Origin of the sequence: Curtobacterium sp. PhB146 (assembly GCF_004342995.1) — a bacterium.
GTDB lineage: Bacteria > Actinomycetota > Actinomycetes > Actinomycetales > Microbacteriaceae > Curtobacterium.
Map to the genome: position 1 here is coordinate 1,357,239 of NZ_SMBN01000001.1, position 21,459 is coordinate 1,378,697.

General features: G+C 69.6%; 17 protein-coding genes and 1 riboswitch. Of the genes, 9 read left to right on the forward strand and 8 right to left on the reverse strand.

All coding sequences use genetic code 11. The features are described 5' to 3' along the window. Positions 1-16: 16 nt before the first annotated feature. Genes EDF33_RS06625 through EDF33_RS06640 form a run of 4 tightly spaced genes read right to left on the reverse strand, consistent with a single transcriptional unit; the run spans position 17 to position 1,916 of the window. Positions 17-271: a hypothetical protein gene (locus tag EDF33_RS06625; protein ID WP_111084959.1), complete on the reverse strand. Its 255-nt coding sequence runs from the start codon at positions 269-271 to the stop codon at positions 17-19. Then, a complete protein-coding gene (locus EDF33_RS06630) occupies positions 268-750 on the reverse strand; it encodes an FBP domain-containing protein (RefSeq protein WP_123673093.1) in 483 nt (160 codons plus the stop codon). The genes EDF33_RS06625 and EDF33_RS06630 overlap by 4 nt, the downstream gene beginning before the upstream one ends. A 40-nt stretch (positions 751-790) precedes the next feature. Beyond that, positions 791-1,528: a M48 family metalloprotease gene (locus EDF33_RS06635; RefSeq protein ID WP_131845325.1), complete on the reverse strand. Its 738-nt coding sequence runs from the start codon at positions 1,526-1,528 to the stop codon at positions 791-793. Positions 1,529-1,541: 13 nt separating this feature from the next. Next, positions 1,542-1,916: a BlaI/MecI/CopY family transcriptional regulator gene (locus EDF33_RS06640; RefSeq protein ID WP_131845326.1), complete on the reverse strand. Its 375-nt coding sequence runs from the start codon at positions 1,914-1,916 to the stop codon at positions 1,542-1,544. A gap of 229 nt (positions 1,917-2,145) precedes the next feature. After that, a riboswitch (glycine riboswitch) is annotated at positions 2,146-2,251 on the forward strand. Positions 2,252-2,300: 49 nt separating this feature from the next. On the opposite strand from EDF33_RS06640, the gene gcvT reads away from it, so the two are divergent. From gcvT to gcvP, 3 genes are read left to right on the forward strand one after another with little or no spacing between them, the layout of a single operon-like run. Beyond that, entirely contained in the window at positions 2,301-3,419 is a 1,119-nt protein-coding gene (gcvT, locus tag EDF33_RS06645; RefSeq protein ID WP_131845327.1) for a glycine cleavage system aminomethyltransferase GcvT, read from the forward strand. A gap of 4 nt (positions 3,420-3,423) precedes the next feature. After that, positions 3,424-3,801 (forward strand): glycine cleavage system protein GcvH, encoded by a 378-nt coding sequence (gene gcvH / locus EDF33_RS06650; protein ID WP_123938974.1) that lies wholly within the window; start codon positions 3,424-3,426, stop codon positions 3,799-3,801. Further along, on the forward strand, positions 3,798-6,737 hold the full coding sequence (gcvP, locus tag EDF33_RS06655; RefSeq protein WP_131845328.1) for an aminomethyl-transferring glycine dehydrogenase: 2,940 nt from the start codon (positions 3,798-3,800) through the stop codon (positions 6,735-6,737). Before gcvH ends, gcvP begins: the two co-directional genes overlap by 4 nt. Here the strand turns inward: gcvP and EDF33_RS06660 are convergent. Further along, on the reverse strand, positions 6,734-8,731 hold the full coding sequence (locus EDF33_RS06660) for a S9 family peptidase (RefSeq protein ID WP_131845329.1): 1,998 nt from the start codon (positions 8,729-8,731) through the stop codon (positions 6,734-6,736). The genes gcvP and EDF33_RS06660 overlap by 4 nt on opposite strands. Positions 8,732-9,037: 306 nt before the next feature. On the opposite strand from EDF33_RS06660, the gene EDF33_RS06665 reads away from it, so the two are divergent. The 5 genes from EDF33_RS06665 (at position 9,038) to EDF33_RS06685 (ending at position 15,069) form a co-directional block, all read left to right on the forward strand. Then, positions 9,038-10,663, forward strand: coding sequence for an ABC transporter substrate-binding protein (locus EDF33_RS06665; RefSeq protein ID WP_131845330.1), 1,626 nt, complete (start codon positions 9,038-9,040; stop codon positions 10,661-10,663). A 228-nt stretch (positions 10,664-10,891) separates the two neighbouring features. Then, positions 10,892-11,821: an ABC transporter permease gene (locus tag EDF33_RS06670; RefSeq protein ID WP_123313322.1), complete on the forward strand. Its 930-nt coding sequence runs from the start codon at positions 10,892-10,894 to the stop codon at positions 11,819-11,821. Beyond that, complete coding sequence (locus EDF33_RS06675) at positions 11,811-12,761, forward strand: ABC transporter permease (protein WP_111084969.1); 951 nt, start codon at positions 11,811-11,813, stop codon at positions 12,759-12,761. The genes EDF33_RS06670 and EDF33_RS06675 overlap by 11 nt, the downstream gene beginning before the upstream one ends. Further along, the gene (locus tag EDF33_RS06680; RefSeq protein ID WP_131845331.1) at positions 12,758-14,500 is read left to right on the forward strand and encodes an ABC transporter ATP-binding protein; all 1,743 of its coding nucleotides are present in this window, start codon (positions 12,758-12,760) and stop codon (positions 14,498-14,500) included. The genes EDF33_RS06675 and EDF33_RS06680 overlap by 4 nt, the downstream gene beginning before the upstream one ends. A 62-nt stretch (positions 14,501-14,562) precedes the next feature. After that, positions 14,563-15,069 (forward strand): PH domain-containing protein, encoded by a 507-nt coding sequence (locus tag EDF33_RS06685; RefSeq protein ID WP_123340696.1) that lies wholly within the window; start codon positions 14,563-14,565, stop codon positions 15,067-15,069. A 181-nt stretch (positions 15,070-15,250) separates the two neighbouring features. On the opposite strand, the gene EDF33_RS06690 is transcribed toward EDF33_RS06685, so the two are convergent. The 3 genes from EDF33_RS06690 to EDF33_RS06700 are packed head-to-tail and all read right to left on the reverse strand — an operon-like array spanning position 15,251 to position 19,310. Further along, on the reverse strand, positions 15,251-17,395 hold the full coding sequence (locus EDF33_RS06690; RefSeq protein WP_123938966.1) for a dipeptide ABC transporter ATP-binding protein: 2,145 nt from the start codon (positions 17,393-17,395) through the stop codon (positions 15,251-15,253). Then, the gene (locus EDF33_RS06695; protein WP_132099582.1) at positions 17,388-18,326 is read right to left on the reverse strand and encodes an ABC transporter permease; all 939 of its coding nucleotides are present in this window, start codon (positions 18,324-18,326) and stop codon (positions 17,388-17,390) included. Before EDF33_RS06695 ends, EDF33_RS06690 begins: the two co-directional genes overlap by 8 nt. A 3-nt stretch (positions 18,327-18,329) precedes the next feature. Beyond that, positions 18,330-19,310 carry an ABC transporter permease gene (locus EDF33_RS06700; protein WP_123294112.1) on the reverse strand — a complete coding sequence of 327 codons (981 nt, stop codon included), beginning with the start codon at positions 19,308-19,310 and terminating at the stop codon, positions 18,330-18,332. 256 nt (positions 19,311-19,566) lie between these two features. On the opposite strand from EDF33_RS06700, the gene EDF33_RS06705 reads away from it, so the two are divergent. Then, a complete protein-coding gene (locus EDF33_RS06705; RefSeq protein WP_131845332.1) occupies positions 19,567-21,285 on the forward strand; it encodes an ABC transporter family substrate-binding protein in 1,719 nt (572 codons plus the stop codon). Positions 21,286-21,459 lie beyond the last annotated feature (174 nt).

Below are 21,459 nucleotides of genomic sequence, written 5' to 3' on the forward strand. Positions count from 1 at the left end.
GCTGGAAGCGCTTCGCTCAGCCGAGCGCGAGCACGGGCGCCCGGTGGTCGCCGAGCTCGTCGACGTGCCACGGCCGTGCACCGCGCAGGGTCAGCCCGAGCTGCACGAGCACGAATCCGACGTGGGGTTCGACGTCCGGGTCCCACGGCCCCTCGACCCCGAGGCCGAACGCACCGAGTTCGTCGTCGGCCTCGTCGCGCAGGGTGAGGCGCCAACGGCCGTCGCCGAGTTCCTCGACCACTGCCCAGCGGGCGGTGCCGAAGCGGCTCACGCCGACTTCATGATGTCCGCGGTGAAGTTCTGCACGCGCTGCAGCAGCGAGGCACCGCGCATCGCGATCGTCGCCGGCGGGTTGAGGTGCGGAGGAGCGGTACGGATGAGCATGGAGCACCCGAGGTCCTCGCAGATGTAGGTGCCGATCGTGTTGCCGTTGCGCCCGGCCTCGCCCGCGCGAGGTGCCGAGAACAGCCGCACCTGCGTCGCCGGCTGGGGGGAGTGGCAGAACGAGCACATCGCGGCGATGCCGGCGCGCAGGGACCCGCCCGCGGACCGGACGATGATGCCCACGGGGCGGTCGTCGATCCAGGACACGATGTACCCGCGGCGGGCGGCCTGCGGGTCGCGCCAGCCCAGGAACTCGCGCTCGTCCCAGAGCATCTCGTGCAGGCCCGGGATCGGCAGCTGCTCGAGCTCGTCGGGGGTGGCGTTGACGAACGAGGATCGGATGTCGGCTTCGGTCAGTGGCTTCACGGTCCGATCACCATATGCCTCGCCTCCGACACGTGCTCGCTCAGGAAAGCCTGGAGGCCCGGATCGCGCCGAGCGCGCTGCTCTCGTCCGCCACCAGGACGGCCCGGCGCAGGGCGTCGCGTCCGACGCGTCGGGCCGCGGCGTCGTCGGCGGCGAACTCCACGAGGACGCGCGTCGAACGCGCCATGGCGCGCGCACCGGGCACCCACGGGACCGCACGCTCGATCGATTCGGCGACCGCGACGGCCGCCGCGTGGTGCTGGGTCAGGTGGGCGCGCTCGTGGGCGACCACGGCCTCCAGTTCGTCCGTCCGCAACCGGTCTGCCAAGCCGGTGCTGACCAGCACACCGCCGCTCCGCCCGGGCACGGCGCAGGCCAGGGCGTGGTCCGCGTCGACGACGGCCACCGGGGTGCCGTCGATCTCGCGGTGCGGCGCGACGCCTGCGCGCATGGCCTGGCGGACGGCCTCGTGCTCGGGCCCGGGCCGGACGCGGACGGCGACGACGAACGCGATGACCGCGAGCAGTGCGACGCCGACGTTGAAGCCGTGCGTGGGGGAGCCGTCACCGCCGAGGAGCTCGGTGAGCGGGCGGTCGGCGAGCACGACGAGGGCGATGCCGGCGACGAACCCGACGACGCCGAGCAGCACCGCGAGCGACCAGCACACCAGGGCGGTGCGCGGGCGGTCGATGGTCCAGGCGGAGCGGGTCAGCACCCGCGGTGCGAACACGACCACCAGCAGGGCGAGGACGATGAGCGCGATGCCGGCGACGACCACGGAGCGACCCCGGTCAGGAACGTGCGCGGGCGTCGAGGGCGCGGCGCAGGGCCTCGAGGTCGTCGGAGGCGAGCGAGCCGGTGAACTGCAGCAACGCTGCTTCACGGTCGGCCGAGGCGGCGAGCGCACTCGACATGAGGGACGCGGTCTGCTCGTCGCGACTGTGCACGGCGCGGAAGCTCAGCGGGGCGTCGTTGTGCTCCTGCCGCTCCACCTGGCCCTTGCGGCCGAGCCGGTCGAGGACGGTGAGCACCGTGGTCAGTGCCGGACGGGGCTCCGGGAAGGCGTCGAGCACCTGGCGGGCGGTCAGACCGTCGGTCACGGAGCGGAGCGCGTCGAGCACCGCTTGCTCGAGCTGCCCCCTGGGGCGTGATCGCTGTCCGGCCATCCCCGCATTCTACGAGATGTCGAAGGCCGGCACGCGACACACGTTCGTAACGCGGTCTCGGTATGCTCGGCGCGGACAACTGAACACACCGGCCGCTCATCCGTCGCGGGAGACGCCGTGCAGTGCCAACGGGTACATCGTGCCCACGGGCACATCGTGCCCTCGGGCGCACGCACGGCACCGAAGGAGCAATCCCCCCGTCAATCTCTCAGGTCCCACACCGCAGCGGACAGGCCACTCTGAAAAGCAGACGCTCAGTCGTCTCGCCCACGGTGAAAGCCGCCGGACCTCACGGGCCGCGGTGAAACTCTCAGGCCCATGACAGAGGGGGAGTTCCACCCGGCGATCGTCGCCGGGCCCTGCTGATGCCAGGAGAACTCCGCCATGAGTCCGACGCCACTGCGTTCGTCCCCGCTCGAACCCGCGCACGAAGCCGCCGGTGCGACCTTCACCGACTTCGCCGGGTACCGCATGCCCGTGCGCTACTCGTCCGATCTCGCCGAGCACCACGCCGTGCGCCAGTCGGCCGGGGTCTTCGACCTGTCGCACATGGCCGAGATCGGCGTCACCGGTCCGGACGCCGTCGTGTTCCTCGACCACGCGCTCGCCGGCTCCTTCGGCGCGATGCCGCTCGGCCGCGCGAAGTACTCGTTGCTGCTCGCCGAGGACGGCGGGATCCTCGACGACCTCGTCGTGTACCGCACCGACGACGACGTGTTCCTCGTCGTCGCGAACGCCTCGAACCGCGAGGTCGCCGTCGCCGCACTGTCCGCGCGCACCGACGGCTTCGACGTCGCGGTGTCGGACGACTCGGACAGCACCGCACTCGTCGCGATCCAGGGCCCCGCGGCCGCCGGCACGCTCGACGCCCTCGTCGTCGCCGACCGCCTGCAGCCGGAGAGCCCCCTCGACGACCTCGGCTACTACCGCGCCCTGCACGCCGTGTTCGACGGCTCCGAGGTGCTCGTCGCCCGCACCGGGTACACCGGCGAGGACGGCTTCGAGCTGTACAGCGCACCCGAGGTCGCCCCGGCGATCTGGGACGCGCTGCTCGAGGCCGGCGCCGACCGCGGTGTCGTCCCCGCCGGGCTAGCGGCACGCGACACCCTGCGGCTCGAGGCCGGCATGCCCCTGTACGGGCACGAGCTCGGCACCGACGTGCGCCCCGCCCAGGCAGGCCTCGGCCGCGTGGTCGCCAAGAGCGGTGACTTCGTCGGCGCTGCCGGTGTCGCGCCGTCGGACGACGCCCGCGTCCTCGTCGGGCTCGTCACCGAGGGCCGCCGTGCCCCGCGTGCCGGGTACGACGTCGTGCACGACGGTGCGGTCGTCGGCACCGTCACCTCGGGTGCCCTCTCGCCGACCCTCGGCCACCCCGTCGCGATGGCCTTCGTCGACCCGGCGCTCGCCACCGAGGGACAAGTCCTGCACATCGACGTCCGCGGGACGGCCATCCCCAGCACCGTCACCGCGTTCCCCTTCTACCGCCGTCCTCAGAAAGGCTGATCCCGTGAGCGACCAGACCGCACTCCAGTACACCGCCGACCACGAGTGGCTCCTCGTCGAGGGCGACACCGTCACCGTCGGCATCACCGACCACGCCGCCGAGCAGCTCGGTGACGTCGTCTACGTCGAGCTCCCCGCCGTCGGCACCGCCACCACCGCGGGCGAGCAGATCGGCGAGATCGAGTCCACCAAGAGCGTCGGTGAACTCTTCGCGCCGATCGAGGGCGAGGTCGTCGCGGTCAACGACGCCGTGGTCGACGCCCCCGACACCGTCAACCAGGACCCGTTCGGCACCGGCTGGCTCGTCAAGATCAAGGTCGACGGCACCTCGTTCCCCGAGGACCTGATGGACCACGACACGTACCGGGCGTCCATCGCATGACCGGCCCCGACGACCAGCAGGGGTTCCAGAACCTGCAGACCTCGTTCGCCGACCGCCACATCGGCACCACCCCGGCCGACCAGCAGACGATGCTCGACACCGTCGGCCGGCCGTCGCTCGACGCCCTGGTCCGCGCCGCGATCCCGGAGTCGATCCACGCAGCACCCCTCACCGAATCGGTGATCCCCGCCGCCGTCGGCGAAACCGAGGCGCTCGCCGAACTCCGCGCCAAGGCCGGACGCAACACCGTCCGCCGCGCCATGATCGGCCTCGGCTACCACGGCACCCACACGCCCGCCGTGATCCAGCGGAACGTGCTCGAGAACCCGAGCTGGTACACGGCCTACACGCCGTACCAGCCGGAGATCTCGCAGGGCCGGCTCGAAGCGCTCATCAACTTCCAGACGATGGTCTCCGACCTGACGGGCATGGCCACCGCCGGCGCCTCGATGCTCGACGAGGGCACCGCCGTGGTCGAGGGCATGCTCCTCGCCCGCCGCGCCTCCAAGGTGAAGGGCGACGCGTTCCTGGTCGACGACGACCTGCTGCCGCAGACCCGCGCGCTGCTCGACCACCGCGCCGACGCCGTCGGCATCACACTGCGTGCGTTCGACCCCGTCGTCGGGCCGACCGACGCGCAGCTCGACGGCGCCTTCGGCGTGATCGTGCAGTACCCCGGTGCCTCCGGTCGGATCGTCGACCCGTCGCCGATCATCGAGCGTGTCCACGCCGGTGGCGGCATCGCCGTCGTCGCGGCCGACCTGCTCGCCATGACCCTGCTCGCCAGCCCCGGTGACCTGGGTGCCGACGTCGCCGTCGGGACGAGCCAGCGCTTCGGCGTCCCGCTCGGCTTCGGCGGCCCGCACGCCGGCTACCTCGCCGTCCGCGCCGGTCTCGAACGCCAGCTGCCCGGCCGCCTGGTCGGGGTGTCCTTCGACGCCGACGGTGCGATGGCCTACCGCCTCAGCCTGCAGACCCGCGAGCAGCACATCCGCCGCGAGAAGGCGACGAGCAACATCTGCACCGCGCAGGTCCTGCTCGCCGTGATGGCCTCGATGTACGCCGTCTACCACGGGCCCGAGGGGCTGCGCTTCATCGCGGACCGGGTCGCCCGGACGACGTCGGCGCTCGCCGCGGTCGCCCGCGACGCCGGCCTCCAGGTGGTGCACGACGCGTTCTTCGACACGCTCACCCTGCGGGCCACCGGTCGCGCCGGGGCGGTCGTCGCCGCAGCGCAGGACGCCGACTTCCTGCTGCACCAGGTGGACGAGGACGTCTTCCAGCTCTCCGTCGACGAGACGACCACGCCCGACGACGTCGCCCGACTGGCGGGCGTGTTCGGGGCGGTGGACGTGACCGTCCCCGCGACCGAGGCGACCGTGCGGGACGCGGCCACGGGCCTCCCGGCCGGTCTGCTGCGCGAGAGCGAGTACCTGACGCACCCCGTCTTCAGCGCACACCGCAGCGAGACCCGCATGATGCGGTACCTGAAGCACCTGGCGGACAAGGACTACGCGCTCGACCGGGGCATGATCCCGCTCGGCAGCTGCACGATGAAGCTCAACGCGGCGACCGAGATGGCCGCGGTGACGTGGCCGGAGTTCGCGAACATCCACCCGTTCGCGCCGCGCGGCGACGTCGAGGGCTACCTCGACATGATCGGTGACCTGGAGTCCTGGCTGGCCGAGGTCACCGGGTACGACACCGTTTCCCTGCAGCCGAACGCCGGCAGCCAGGGTGAGCTCGCCGGACTCCTCGCGATCCGCGGGTACCACCTGGCGAACGGCGACACCGAGCGCACCGTCTGCCTCATCCCGTCGAGCGCGCACGGTACGAACGCCGCGTCCGCGGTGCTCGCCGGCATGAAGGTCGTCGTGGTCGCCTGCGACGAGAACGGCAACGTCGACCTCGCCGACCTCCGCGCGAAGACGGAACAGCACGCCGGCACCCTCGCTGCGCTGATGATCACGTACCCGTCGACCCACGGCGTGTACGAGCACGACATCCGCGAGATCTGCGACGCCGTGCACGACGCCGGCGGCCAGGTCTACGTCGACGGCGCGAACCTCAACGCGCTGCTCGGCCACGCCCGCTTCGGCGACTTCGGCGGCGACGTCTCGCACCTCAACCTGCACAAGACCTTCTGCATCCCGCACGGCGGCGGCGGGCCCGGTGTCGGTCCGGTCGCGGCGAAGGCACACCTGGCGCCGTACCTGCCGGGGCACCCGTTCGCGCAGCAGGCCGACCGACGGCCCGGTTCGACCGAGGCCGAGGCCGACGACCGCCTGGCGCACGCCGGCGGCCTGGTCAGCGCGGCGCCGTACGGCAGCCCGAGCATCCTGCCCATCACGTGGACCTACGTCCGGATGATGGGGCTCGAGGGCCTCACCCGTGCGACCGAGGCAGCCGTGCTCGGAGCGAACTACATCGCGGCCCGACTGCGCGACGCGTTCCCGGTGCTCTACACGGGCGAGGACGGCCTCGTGGCGCACGAGTGCATCCTCGACCTGCGGCCACTGCGCGACTCCACCGGCATCACCGTCGACGACGTCGCGAAGCGCCTGGTCGACTACGGCTTCCACGCCCCGACCATGTCGTTCCCGGTCGCCGGCACCCTGATGGTGGAGCCGACCGAGAGCGAGGACCTGGCGGAGCTCGACCGGTTCGTCGACGCGATGCTCGCCATCCGTGCCGAGGCCTCGGCGGTGGAGCGTGGGGAGTGGCCGGCGGACGACAACCCGCTCGTGCACGCCCCGCACACGGCATCGTCGGTGATCTCGGGGGAGTGGGCGCACGCCTACACCCGCGAACAGGCCGTCTACCCGCTGCCGGGCATCAGCGGCCGCAAGTACTGGCCGCCGGTGCGCCGGATCGACCAGGCGTACGGCGACCGCAACCTGGTGTGCGCGTGCCCGCCGGTGGAGGCGTTCGCCTAGCGACCCGCGTCCACCGGCGTGACGGGCAGGTGCTCGGCCCACCAGGCGAGGACGTGCTCGAACCGCTGCACGCGGTGCCACGGCGTGCCGGAGCGGGAGAGCTCGTGGCCCTCGCCGGGGAACACGAGGAACGACGCGTCGACTCCTGCGCGCCGGAGGGCCACGAACTGGCGCTGCCCCTGCTCGATCGGGCAGCGCCAGTCGGCTTCCGAGTGCGCGACCATGAACGGGATGGTGACCTGCGCGGCGTACGTCAGCGGGCTGCGGCGACGCTGCTCTTCCGGGTCGGCGCCGACGTACGCGTCGGCGAAGTACCAACCGATGTCGGAGCTGCCCGCGAACGAGTCCCACGCGTTCACGGCGCGCTCGCTCCACGCGGCGACGAACCGCTCGCCGTGGTGGGCGGCGACCCAGCTCGTCATGAACCCGCCGTACGAGCCGCCCATGATGCCGACGCGTGCCGCGTCGAGGTCGGGGCGCTCGAGCGCTGCGTCGAGCAGGGCGAGCACGTCGTCGACGTCGACGGTGCCCATCGCCCCGATGACCGCGCGGCCGTGGTCGAGTCCGTAGCCACCGGATCCTCGCGGGTTGCCGATGACGACGGCGTACCCGGCACTGGCGTAGACCTGCGCCTCGTCGAAGAACGCCCAGGTGTCCTGGCCGAACGGTCCGCCGTGCACCACCCGGAGGACGGGGTGCGGCCCCTCGCCCTCGGGCAGGACGACCCAGCCGTGCACCGGGGTGCCGTCTGGAGCTGTGCCGGTGAGCTCCTCGATGCGGCGGACACCGGGGGCCGATGCCTCGGACCGGAGCGGGGCCGCGTAGTCGGTGAGCGCCGTCGGGACGGCATCGTCGGACGCGGTCAGGTCGACCACGTGCACCTCGCCGGGCGAGTCCGTCGTGGCAGCCGTGGCGACCAGGACGTCCCCGTCGACGTCGAAGCCCGAGACGACCAGGCGGCCGCCGAGGACGACCCCCAGCTGGTCCAGCCGGAGCGGAGCCGTCGTGCCGGCCGGGACACGACGGACGGTGACGGTGCCGCGGTCGAGCACCTGCACGAGGACGTCGTCGCGGTGGAACACCGGCATCCCTGCGACGTCGACCGTCTCGCGGGCGGTCAGTCGGACCGGTTCGGAGTCGTGCGCCGCGACCCACAGCCCTTCGGGTTCGCCGACCAGTCGCCCGTCGCGGTGCGACGCCCCGACGTAGTGGACGGTACGGTCCGGGGCGATCGCGATCGAGCTCACAGAGCCCTCGGTCCGGACCGCCAGCGCCATCGTGCCGTCGGACGCGTCGACGCGGTACAGGTCGTCGTCGTGGCTCTCACGCACACCGAGGTCTCGCGGGGCGACGACGAGGAGCGCGCCGCCGTCCGGGTACCAGGCCGGTGCGGAGACCGAGCAGGGCGCACTCGTGAGCGGGGAGTCCACCGGTGCCGCTGCCGGGTCGGTGACGTCGACGACCACGATCTGCTGCGGCTTGTCGAGCAGGTACCCCGTGCCGTCGACGTGGAAGTCGAGCCGGGACACGAGCCGCGGCGCCTCGGCGGCCGCTGCCGGGCGACGGTCGCCGCCGGGGACTGCGGAGCCGTAGCGTCCGGGTTCGGGGAAGCGTGCGGTCACGGCGACGCGTGTCGAGTCGGGGGACCAAACGGGGTCGCCGGCACCGAGGGGGAGCGCGGTGACGACGCGGGCCTCGCCACCGTGCACCGGTGCGACGGCGAGCTGCGGGTGTGCGACGCCGTGGTCGTCCTGGACGGACCGGAGGAAGGCGAGCGAGCGACCGTCGGGGGACAGGGCCGGCGAGGAGTCGCGGTCACCGGACGTCCAGCGGACCACGCCCTCGGCGGTCACGCGCTCGATGGTGCTGCGGTACGCGTCCTGTTCGAGGTCCGGACGCGAGACGGCGACGAAGGCCGCTCCGCCGTCCCCGGGATCACCGCTGACGGTGGGGGAGGAGGGGACGTGGAGATGGGGGATGTCGTTCGCGAGCACGTGTTCACGGTACGGCTGGTGCGGCGCGGATGCCCGGGTCCTGAGGGGGACTCGGAACAGGTCTTCCTTGCACAGAACTGTGTCGCAGTGCAACAAGTTTCATGCAGATGCAACAAAAGCGCGAGGGCGTTCAGCAAGCGCGCGAATCTTGCATCTTCTCGCAAGGATCGTGCAAGTTGGTTACCGGCTTGTAACCGTTCGCTCCAGGGTTTGGAGGCTGCTGTCCACCTTGCCTACAGTGCAGATGTCAAACGCGCCCGGGTGACACCGCTGTGCCCTTGCGCGTCCCATGCACCAGGAGGAACCTTGATCAAGAAGCGCGCCGGGCTCACAGCCCTCGCCGTGCTCGGGGCCACAGCACTCGCCCTGACCGCCTGCTCCAGCAACAGCAACAGTGGGGGTGGCTCGGGCTCGTCCAACGCCTCAGGCATCGTCACGACCAACGGCAGCGAGCCGCAGAACCCGCTGATCCCGTCAAACACCACCGAGACCGGTGGCGGCAAGATCATCGACTCGCTCTTCGAGGGCCTCGTGTCCTACGACGCCGACGGCAAGTCCGTCAACGAGGTCGCGAAGAGCATCGACACCGATGACTCGAAGACCTTCGACATCAAGCTGAACACGAACTACACGTTCACGAACGGCGAGAAGGTCACCGCGGAGTCCTTCACCAAGGCCTGGAACTGGGCCGCGCAGAAGTCGAACGCCCAGGGCGCCAGCTACTTCTTCGAGAACATCGAGGGCTACAACGCCGACAAGGACTCGGAGCTCACGGGCCTCAAGGTCGTCGACGACGACGAGTTCACCGTCACGCTGAAGTCGGCCCAGTCGGACTTCCCGCTGTCGCTCGGCTACTCGGCGTTCGTGCCGCTGCCGTCCTCGTTCTACGACGACACCAAGGCGTTCGGTGAGAACCCGATCGGCAACGGTCCGTACAAGCTCGACGGCAAGAAGGCCTGGACGCACAACCAGTCCATCAAGCTCGTCACCAACAAGGACTACGAGGGCAAGCGCAAGCCGAAGAACGGTGGTCTGACGATCACGTTCTACGCCTCGCAGGACACCGCGTACTCCGACGCGCAGGGCGGCAACCTCGACGTCCTCGACGCCGTGCCGGACAGTGCCTTCAAGACCTACAAGTCCGACTTCCCGGACTCGAACGTCAACCAGCCGGCCGCCATCTTCCAGGCGATCTACCTGCCGTACTACCTCGACCACTGGAAGGGCGAGGAAGGCACGCTGCGTCGTGAGGCCGTCTCGATGGCCATCAACCGCAAGCAGATCACCGACAAGATCTTCGACGGCACGCGTACCCCGGCGAAGGACTTCACGTCGCCGGTCATCGCGGGCTGGAACGACGACCTCGACGGCTCCGACGTCCTGGACTACAACGAGTCCGAGGCCAAGAAGCTCTGGGCCGAGGCCGACAAGATCTCGAAGTACGACGACACCCTCACCATCACGTACAACGCCGACGGTGGGCACGAGGCGTGGGTGACCGCGGTCACGAACTCGATCTCGAACACGCTCGGCATCAAGGCCGAGGGCAACGCGATCCCGACGTTCCAGGAAGCCCTGGACCTCCAGACGAACGACAAGCTCACGGGCGGCAGCCGCACCGGTTGGCAGGCCGACTACCCGTCGCTGTACAACTTCCTCGGCCCGACCATGGGTGAGGGCTCGTCGAACAACTACTCGCGGTACGACTCCAAGGAGTACAACGAGCTGCTCGCCGAGGGCCGTTCGGCCGCCACGGTCGAAGAGGGCAACAAGGCCTTCGACCAGGCCCAGGAGCTCCTGTTCAAGGACCTCCCGGAGATCCCGCTCTGGTACGCGAACGTCACCGGTGTCTGGAACGCGGACAACGTGTCCAACGTGAAGTTCGGTTGGAACTCGGTGCCGCTGTACTACGACATCGAGGTCAAGAACTGATCTAGGTCTCCCAGAGACCAAGGCGCGAGCAGGTATCCTGCCTCGCGACCACCGGACGGGGGTTCGGGGACCGCACAGGTCCCCGAACCCCCGTACCTCGGCGGCAACACCTTCCCCCACCACATCGGGCGCCGCCGCCCGTGCCGGACATCCGTGCCGACCCTCGGAACGTCCACCCCTCACCACAATGAACCTGATCGACATCGCTCCGGACCGGGCAGGGATCTGATGCTCTGGTACCTCGGCAAGCGCCTCCTGCAACTCATCCCCGTGTTCTTCGGGGCCACGTTCCTCATCTACTTCATGGTGTTCTCGCTGCCCGGCGACCCCATCGCAGCGCTGTTCGGCGACCGCCAGCCGTCGCCGCAGGTCATCGAGACCCTGCGCCAGCAGTACAACCTGGACAAGCCGTTCATCGTCCAGTACCTGCTCTGGATCGGCGGCGTGTTCCGCGGCGACCTCGGCGTGACCTACTCGGGCCTGCCGGTCAGCCAGCAGCTCGCCTCGGCGTTCCCGATCACCGCGCGCCTGGCGATCCTCGCGCTCGTGTTCGAGGCCGTCGCCGGCATCGTCGTCGGCGTCATCGCGGGTCTGCGCAAGGGCAAGCTGTTCGACGCCACCGCGCTCGTCGTGTCGCTGCTGCTCATCTCGGTGCCGACGTTCGTCGTCGGGTTCGTGCTGCAGTACGTGTTCGGCATCAAGCTCGGGTTGTTCCGGGTCACGGTGTCCGGACAAGCGCCGTGGGACGAGCTCGTCCTGCCGGCGATCGTGCTCGCGTCGGTGTCCTTCGCCTACATCGTGCGGCTCACCCGTGCGAGCGTGGCCGAGAACACCACGGCGGACTTCGTGCGCACCGCGACCGCGAAGGGCCTGCCCCGTCGTCGTGTCGTCGGCGTGCACATCTTCCGGAACTCGCTCATCCCCGTGGTGACCTACCTGGGTGTCGACATCGGCAACCTGATGGTCGGCGCGATCGTGACCGAGGGCATCTTCAACATCAACGGTGTCGGCGGCACGGTGTTCCGCGCCGTCAAGCTCGGCGAGGGCCCGACGGTGGTCTCCTTCGTCGCCGTGATGGTCATCATCTTCATGCTCGCCAACCTCCTGGTGGACCTGCTCTACGCCGTCCTGGACCCGAGGATCCGCTATGCCAAGTAACGCCGCACCGCGCTCGGCGACGCACTTCGTCGCCCCGCTCGAGGAAACGCCCCTGCAGGCGATCGACCAGGTCAACGAGGACGAGAAGACCCGTTCGCTCTGGACCGACGCCTGGGAGTCCATGCGGACCCGCCCGACGTTCTGGATCTCCTCGATCCTGATCCTGCTGATCATCGTCGTCGCGGTCTTCCCGGGCCTCTTCGCCCACGTCGACCCGCGTGCGTCGAACCTCGACAACAGCGACGGCGGACCCGAGGCCGGGCACATCCTCGGCTTCACGCGTCAGGGCTCCGACGTCTACGCCCGCGTGATCTGGGGCGCCCAGAACTCGCTCATCGTCGGCATCGTCGCGACGGTCCTGGTGTCGCTCGTCGGCATCGTGATCGGCGCGCTGGCCGGCTTCTACGGCGGCTGGCTCGACACGATCGTGTCCCGCATCGGTGACATCTTCTTCTCGATCCCCACGGTGCTCGGTGCGATCGTGATCATGTCGGTCATCCCCGCGCGGAACGCGATCACCGTCGCGCTCGTGCTCGCGGCGTTCGCATGGCCGCAGATCGCCCGCATCATGCGTGGCGCCGTGCTGAGCGCCAAGCAGGCCGACTACGTCATGGCGTCGGCGGCCCTCGGCGTCAGCCGGTTCAAGACGCTCGTGCGCCACGTCATCCCGAACTCGCTGGCCCCGGTCATCGTGGTCGCGACCGTGTCGCTCGGCACGTTCATCGTGGCGGAGGCGACCCTGTCGTTCCTCGGCATCGGACTGCCGCCGTCGGCCCTCAGCTGGGGTCTCGACATCGGAACGGCGCAGACGTCGATCCGCACCAACCCGTCGACGATCTTCTGGCCGTCGGCCGCGCTGTCCATCACCGTGCTCGCGTTCCTGCTCCTCGGTGACGTGGTGCGCGACGCGCTCGACCCGAAGGCGAGGGCCCGCCGATGAGCGAGACGCTGACCAACCCCACCGGCCGACGCACCAACGCCGGCGGTGCCCCGCTGCTCGAGATCCGCGACCTGCAGGTCGGGTTCAAGACGCAGTCCGGTCTCGTGCAGGCCGTGCGGAGCGTGGACCTCACCCTCGAGCAGGGCGAGCGCCTCGCGATCGTCGGCGAGTCGGGCTCCGGCAAGTCGACGAGCGCCCAGGCGATCATCAAGCTGCTGCCCGGCACCGGCCAGGTCACCGGCGGATCGATCAAGTTCAACGGGCGTGAGCTCGTCGGGCTGAGCGACAAGGAGATGTCCGAGATCCGCGGGAAGGAGATCGGCTACGTCCCGCAGGACCCGATGTCGAACCTCAACCCGCTGTGGTCGATCGGCTTCCAGGTCGAGGAGGCGATCCGTGCGAACGGCATGGCCACCGGCAAGAAGGCCGTCCGCGACCGTGCGATCGAGGTCCTGAAGGAGGCGGGCCTCGGCGACGCCTCGAACCGTCTCAAGCAGTACCCGCACGAGTTCTCCGGCGGCATGCGGCAGCGCGTGCTCATCGGCATCGGTCTGTCGAGCCGCCCGCAGCTGCTCATCGCCGACGAGCCGACGAGCGCGCTCGACGTCACCGTCCAGCGCGTCATCCTCGACCACCTCGAGAGCCTGACCCGCGACTTCGGCACGTCGGTGCTGTTCATCACGCACGACCTCGGCCTCGCCGCCGAGCGCGCCGAGAAGCTCGTCGTGATGTACAAGGGCCAGGTCGTCGAGGCAGGTCCCTCGAAGGAGATCCTGGCGAACCCGCAGCACCCGTACACGCAGCGCCTGGTCGCCGCGGCGCCCTCGCTCGCGAGCCGCCGCATCCAGTCGAAGGTGCAGCACGAGCGCATCGAGATCGCCGACACCGGCAGCGACGACGCCGAGCTCATCGCCCGGGCGCAGGAGCGCGAGCACCGCCCCGCCGAGGACCTCATCGTGGTGAAGAACCTCGAGAAGATCTACAAGCTGCGCGGCAAGAGCCTCGCCACCCGCGAGCTCAAGGCCGTCGACGACGTGTCGTTCGCGATCCCGAAGGGCACCACCACGGCGCTCGTCGGCGAGTCCGGTTCGGGCAAGTCGACCGTCGCCAAGCTGGTGCTGCAGCTCGAGAGCATCTCGAGCGGTACCGTGCAGTTCGACGGCATCGACATCGGCGCGCTGAAGGGCAAGGACCTCTTCGACTTCCGCCGCCGCGTGCAGCCGGTGTTCCAGGACCCGTACGGCTCCCTGGACCCGATGTACAACGTCGGGAACACGATCGCGGAGCCGCTCGCCACGCACAAGGTGGGCGACAAGGCGTCGCGCCGTGCCCGCGTGCTCGAGCTGCTCGACCAGGTCGCGCTGCCGAAGTCGATGGTCAACCGCTACCCGAACGAGCTCTCGGGTGGGCAGCGGCAGCGCATCGCCGTCGCCCGCGCGCTCGCGCTCAAGCCGGAGGTCATCGTCCTCGACGAGGCCGTCTCCGCGCTCGACGTGCTCGTGCAGGGGCAGATCCTCGACCTGCTGACGGAGCTGCAGACCGAACTCGGCCTGACCTACCTGTTCATCACGCACGACCTGGCGGTCGTCCGCCTGGTCGCGGACAACGTGTGCGTCATGCGCCAGGGCAAGATCGTCGAGAAGGCGACGACCGACGAGGTCTTCGCCGCCCCGAAGGAGCAGTACACGAAGGACCTCCTGGCCGCCATCCCCGGCGCCGGGTTCGAGTTCGGACGCTGATCCTGCTGGACACGAACGAGGCCGGACGTCCCGTCGTCCTCCGCGCTGGTCGCGGAGGCGCCGTGGCGGCCGGCCTCGTCGCCGTCCTGGGCCTCTTCCTGCTGGTCGACGCGGCGGTGCGCGGCAGCTGGATCGTGGTGCTCGACGCCGTCGGACCGATCGCCGTGCTGGTCTGGGTCCTGTGGGTGCTCACGTACCGCCCGTGCATCCGCATCGACGACACGGCCGTCACCGTCGTCAACCCGCTCCGCCGCACCGTGGTGCCGTGGCACGCGGTCGCCGACGTCAAGCTCCGCTGGCAGATCGTCATCGAGACGGTCGCCGGTCGTCGCGTGCAGTGCTGGGGCGGCCCGTCGCTGCCCCGGCCGAAGCCGGCCCGGCGCGGCGAGCGTGCCGTGCTGCGCCAGCCGGACGAGATGACCGTGCTGCTCGACCGGTGGGCTGAGCAGCGTGCCGTCGCCGGTGACGGCGACGCCGTGCGCGGCTGGGACCGCCCCGCCGTCATCGTCGGCGCGGTCGCGCTGGCGCTCCTCGTGGTCTCGCTGCTGAGCCTGACGCTGGGCGGCTGACGCGGCTCGCGATCGCGACGACGAGACGGACGGGAGGCCCGGCGCACGACGTGCGCCGGGCCTCCCGTCCGTCCTCTGGTCACGTCCACCGCCGCGCTTGGTGAGCAGAAATGGTCGGGTCCGCCGACGGGACCCGACCATTTCTGCTCACGATGTGGAGCGGTGACCGTGACCAGCGTCGTCAGACGACCGCGCCGACCCGCTCGGTGAGCAGGTGCTCCTGGTCGGTCTGGATGCACGCGACGCCGCGGCCGTGCACGTCCTGCAGGCGTGGGTCGACGGTGCGGCACTGTTCCTGCCGGCCCTCGTCGAGGAGCTGGTAGAGCGGGCAGCGGGTGCGGAACCGGCAGCCGTCGATGCGCTCCGTGGGGGAGGGCAGGTCGCCGTCGAGCAGGATCCGCCCGCGGGCGGCCTCGGCGGTCGGGTCCGGCACCGGCACGGCCGACAGCAGCGCCCGCGTGTAGGGGTGCTGCGGGTCGGAGAACACCTTGTCGCCGTCGCCGTACTCGACGATGCGGCCGAGGTACATGACCGCGACGTCGTCGGCGATGTGCCGGACGACGGACAGGTCGTGCGCGACGAACAGGTACGACAGGCCGAGGCGGTGCTTCAGGTCCTCGAGCAGGTTGATCACGCCGGCCTGCACCGAGACGTCGAGCGCCGAGACGGGCTCGTCGAGCACGAGGATCTTCGGTTCGACGATGAGCGCGCGGGCGATGCCGATGCGCTGCCGCTGGCCGCCGGAGAACTCGTGCGGGTACCGGTCGATGTAGCTCGGCTCGAGCCCGACGAGTTCGAGGACCTCGCGGACCCGGCGGCGGATCTCGTCCTTCGCGACGCCGTGCACCGTGAGCGGTTCACCGATCACCGAACCGATGTCGAGCCGTGGGTCGATCGACGCCATCGGGTCCTGGAACACGACCTGGATGTCACGGCGGATCGCCAGGCGGTCCTTCTTCGACAGCGACGCGGTGTCGACGCCGTTCACCCGGATGGTGCCCTGCTGGGCGCCGGCGAGCTCGAGGATCTCCATGATCGTGGTGGTCTTGCCGCAGCCGGACTCACCGACCAGGCCGAGCACCTGCCCGCGCTTGAGCGTCAGGGAGATGCCGTCGACTGCGTGCACCTCGCCGATCTGCCGGCGGAAGAGCGCGCCCTTGGTGAGCGGGAACGTCTTGACGACGTCGGTGAGCTCGAGGACGACGTCGTCGCCGTGGTCGACCGCCGCTTCGGGGATGTCCTCGGGGCGGGGGAAGATCTCCGACCGCTCGAGGGTGCCCGCCGCGATCTCGTCGCGACGGATGCACGCTGCGGTGTGGTCGTCGAGCAGCGTGCCGTTGCCGATCGTCGGGACGGTCCCGGTCAGGACCGGGTTGTCGCCGCTCTGCGGGACGGTCGGCTCGACCAGCGCGGGCTCGCCGTCGCGGCAGGCGTCGATGACCGCCGGGCAGCGATCGGCGAACGGGCAGCCGGTCGGCTTCTGCGTGAGCAGGGGCGGGCGGCCCTCGAGCGGGACGAGCCGTTCGGTGCGGGCCGCGGTCATGTTCGGCATCGAGCGGAGGAGCCCGATCGTGTACGGCATGACGGGCTCGCGGAAGAGCGGCTCGACCGGAGCCGTCTCGACGATGCGGCCCGCGTACATGACGGCGACGCGGTCCGCGTTGCCGGCCACGACTCCGAGGTCGTGCGTGATGAGGACCACGGCGGCGCCGGTCATGTCCTTCGCCGTCTGCAGCACGTCGAGGATCTGCGCCTGGATCGTGACGTCGAGCGCGGTGGTCGGCTCGTCGGCGATGATCAGCTTCGGGTCGTTCGCGATGGCGATGGCGATCATCGCGCGCTGCCGCATACCGCCGGAGAACTCGTGCGGGAACGCGTCGAGCCGCCGAGCGGGGTTCGGGATGCCGACGACGCGCAGCAGCTCCTCGGCGCGGGTGCGGGCGGCGTGCTGGGTGAGGGAGCGGTCGTGCAGTCGCAGCCCCTCGATGATCTGCTGGCCGATCGTGTACACGGGTGTCAGGGCGGACAGCGGGTCCTGGAACACCATCGCGATGTCGCCGCCGCGCAGGCGGGACATCTCGCGGTCGTTCTTGCCGAGGAGCTCTTGGCCATCGAAGCGGATGCTGCCCTCGACGTGGGCGGACGACGGGAGCAGACCCATCACGGCCATCGAGGACACCGACTTGCCGGAGCCGGACTCGCCGACGATCCCGAGGAACTCGCCGGGGGCCACCGTGTAGTCGACCCCGCGGACGGCGTAGACGGGCTTGGTCTTCGGGTTGAACGTGACCGACAGGTCGGACACGGTCAGCAGCGGCTCAGTCACGGTTGGCTCCGGAGGTGGGGTCGATGGCGTCGCGCAGGGCGTCGCCGAGCAGGCTGGTCGAGAGCACGGTCGCGACGAGGGTCGCGGCGGGCAGGACGAACAGCCACGGGCGGGTGACGGCGGACTGGCTGCCGGCGGCGAGCAGGGTGCCGAGCGAGACGTCGGGGATCTGGATGCCGAAGCCGAAGAAGCTCAGCGAGCTCTCCGCCAGGATCGCGGCCCCGACGCCGAGCGTCGCGTCGATGATGAGCAGGGACGCCACGTTCGGCAGGATGTGCCGTCGGATGATCGTGAACGAGGGGACGCCCATGAAGCGGGCGGCCTTGACGTAGTCGCGTTCGCGCAGGGACATCGTCTGGCCGCGGATGACGCGGGCCATCACCATCCAGCTGAACACCGCGAGGCCGACGATGAGCGCCACCCACGTCAGGTTCTTGAACACCGGGCTGAGGAGCACGAGCGCGTAGAACGAGGGGATCACGAGCAGCAGGTCGATGACCCACATGAGCACGCGGTCCACGGTGCCGCCGAAGTAGCCCGCGATCGCACCGACGATGCCGGCGATCAGCGTGGCGGCCGGACCAGCGATGAGGCCGATGAGCAGCGACTTCTGCAGGCCGACGAGCGTCTGCGCGTAGATGTCCTGGCCGATGTCGTTCGTGCCGAACCAGTGCGCGGCGCTCGGCGGCATGCCGAACGCCAGACCGTCGGAGTCGACGGCGTTCCAGTGGTACAGGTGCGGGCCGACGAAGGCCCACAGCAGGATGAGCAGCAGGGCGCCGCCACCGATGCGGGCACGCCAGGTGCCGAACACCTTGCGCCAGAGCGGCGTGCGGCCGCCCTTGACCTCGATGACGTGCGCCGGGGTGCCGGCGTTGCCGTCACCGGGGTCGCCGGCGGTGGTCGTGGTCGTGGGGTCGAGAACAGACACGGGTCACACCCTCACTCGCGGGTCGAGCGCGGCGTAGAGCAGGTCCGCGAGGGTTCCTGCGATGAGCACGAGGATCGCCGTGAAGAGGATCGTGCCCGAGGCCGCGTTGATGTCGTTGTTGGTGATGCCCTGGACGAAGTACTCGCCCATGCCGTGCCAGCTGAAGACCAGCTCGGTGATGCTCGCACCGGTCAGGATCAGCCCGAACGAGTACGCGAAGAACGTCGACATCGGGATGAGGGCGACGCGGACGCCGTGGCGCATGATGGCCGATCCGCGCGTCCGGCCCTTCGACCGCGCGGTGCGGATGAAGTCGTTCGACAGCACGTCGAGCATCGCGGAGCGCTGGTACCGCGAGTACGTGGCGACGGCGCCGACCGTCAGCGAGATCGTGGGTAACAACAGGTGGATCAGTCGGTCGCCGAGCACGGGGAAGAACCCGTTCACCCCCGGCGTGTACTCACCCGTGAACCGGATCACCTGGGTGCCGAGTCCCTGGTTCATCGCCGTCGCCAGGATCATCAGGACGACCGCGATGACGAAGGTCGGGGTGGCGAGCACCGCGAACGACAGGTACGTCGAGACCTGGTCCGACGTGCGGTACTGGCGGACGGCGTTCCACACGCCGAGCAGCACCCCGAGGATCGCGCCGAGCAGGGTGCCGATGACCAGCAAGCGCAGACTCGTGCCGGAGCGGGCGACGATGTCGGCCGTCACCTCGGTGCCGCGCGTGCTCATGCCGAGCGATCCGTGCGTGATCAGGTTCGACCACCAGGTCCAGGTCCGGACGATGAGCGGGGTGCCCGGATCGGCACCGAGCTTCCGCAGGGACTCGTCGATCGTGCCCTGCGGCACGGCCGGGTTGCGGCCCAGGAACCGGGCAGCCGGGTTCAGGGTGCTGCTGGCGAGGATGTAACCGAGGGTCGTCGCGACGATCGTCAGGACGATGTAGTTGACGATCCGCTTTGCGATGAAGGCAAGCATGTACTGGGACCTCGTGGGGTGCGGCCGTCCGTCCGGACGGCGTTGTCGGTGGCGACAGGTTAGCCGTTCGCGACGGAGGGGTGGGACTTCTGTTGTGACGCTATGCAACATTCGTTACGAGCATGTTTCGATTCCGCGCATCACCCCTTGTGGAGCCTTCGGATGTGACTAGGGTTCTCAACCAACAGGCGTGGCGGCGGGGGTCGTCGCGTTCCAGCGCGAACTGCGCGAACCACAACGAAAGGGAATCCTCGCCATGCGAAAGAGGATCAAGGGCATCGCCGTGCTGGCCACCGCTGCGGCTGCGGCCGTCGTGCTGGCCGGCTGCTCCGGCGGTGGACAGGCGGGCAACAGCAGCTCCGCAGTCGCCGAGTCGACGCTGAAGTCGACCGGCTGGACCGTCGCGGACCGCGCGGACGTCAAGGACGGCGGGTCGATCACCCTGCCGATCGACACCGCACCGGCCAACTGGCAGCTCGCCAACCTGGACTCCGGGACGGTGGACGACACCACGATCTCGCAGACCTACCTGCCGGGCTTCATCCAGTTCAAGGAGAACGGCGAGTGGGAGGCGAACAAGGACTACGCGACCTCGGTCGAGTTGACCAAGGACTCGCCCCAGACCGTCGAGATCAAGATCAACCCGAAGGCCGTGTGGTCTGACGGCACCCCGATCAGCGCGAAGGACGTCATCGCCAACTGGAAGGCGCTGAACGGCACGAACAAGGCATTCGCGCCCCTCGCAACCAACGTGTGGGAGGACGTCGACTCGGTCAAGCAGGGCTCGGACGAGCGCGACGTCATCATGACGTTCTCGAAGACGAACGCCGACTGGGCGAGCGTCCTCGGCGCCATCTACCCGTACTGGGCCGTCGACACCCCCGACCACTTCAACACGGCCTGGGCCAAGGGCCCGTACGCCGCCGACGGCAAGACCTACGTCTCAGGTGGCCCGTACATCCTGAAGTCCTTCGACGCCAACGGCGGCGTCGTGACCTTCGAGAAGAACCCGAAGTGGTGGGGCGACGAGGGCAAACTCGACACCATCGTCTTCAAGACGGTCTCGCGCGACGGTGTCGCCCAGGCGTACGGCAACAAGGAACTCGACGCGTTCAACCTGAACGGCAGCGCCGACAACCTCAAGACGGCGAACTCGCGCTCCGACTCGAAGATCGAGCGCTCGCTCGGCACCACGCAGCGGCAGATCACGCTCAACGGCACCTCGGACGTCTTCAAGGACCAAGACGTGCGCCAGGCGTTCGCGCAGGCCATCAACCGCAAGGTCCTCGCCCAGGCGATCCTGTCGCCGGTGAAGAGCCCCGGTGACGTGCTCAACAACCTGACGTACCTGCCCGGTCAGGAGGGCTACCAGGACGACGTGTCGTCGGTCTACGGCTACAGCACCGACAAGGCGAAGTCGAAGCTCGAGGACGCCGGCTGGAAGGTCGGCTCGGACGGCTACGCGACCAAGGGCGGCAAGGAGCTCGACGTCCGCTTCGTGATCCCGTCGGACAACCCGAACTCGGCGAACGTCGCGCAGCTCGTGCAGCAGCAGACGAAGCTCGCCGGTTTCAAGGTCACGATCGACACCGTGCCCTCGGACGACTTCTTCACGAAGTACATCACCACCGACGGCCGTGACTTCGACGCCACGTACTTCGCGTGGCAGGGCACGCCGTTCCCGATCTCGTCGCTCAAGTCGATCTACTACCCCGCCGACGCCGGCCAGAACTACACCGGTGTGACGGACGACTCGCTCGGCGCGGCATGGGACAAGGCGAACGCCGAGCTCGACGCCGACGCCCGCGTCAAGGACGCGCAGGCGATCGACAAGAAGATCGTCGCCGTCGCGGGCACGATCCCGCTGTTCGCCGAGCCGTACGCCTGGGGGGTGCGCAAGGACCTCGTGAACTACGGGCCCGCGCAGTTCCAGCAGTCGTCGGTCAAGTGGCAGGACGTGGGCTACACCAAGTAGTCCCGCCACCGAAGGGCTCCACCTCGACCCGAGGTGGAGCCCTTCGTGCACCGCGTTCCGGCGTTGCTCATGTGATCCCGACCGTCGAGAGCGGTGCGTATTGCATTCGAACCGTCTCGCCGCTGTCAGCATTCCCAGATCGGTGTCCCATCCCAGATGGGAAAGAGAATGCGG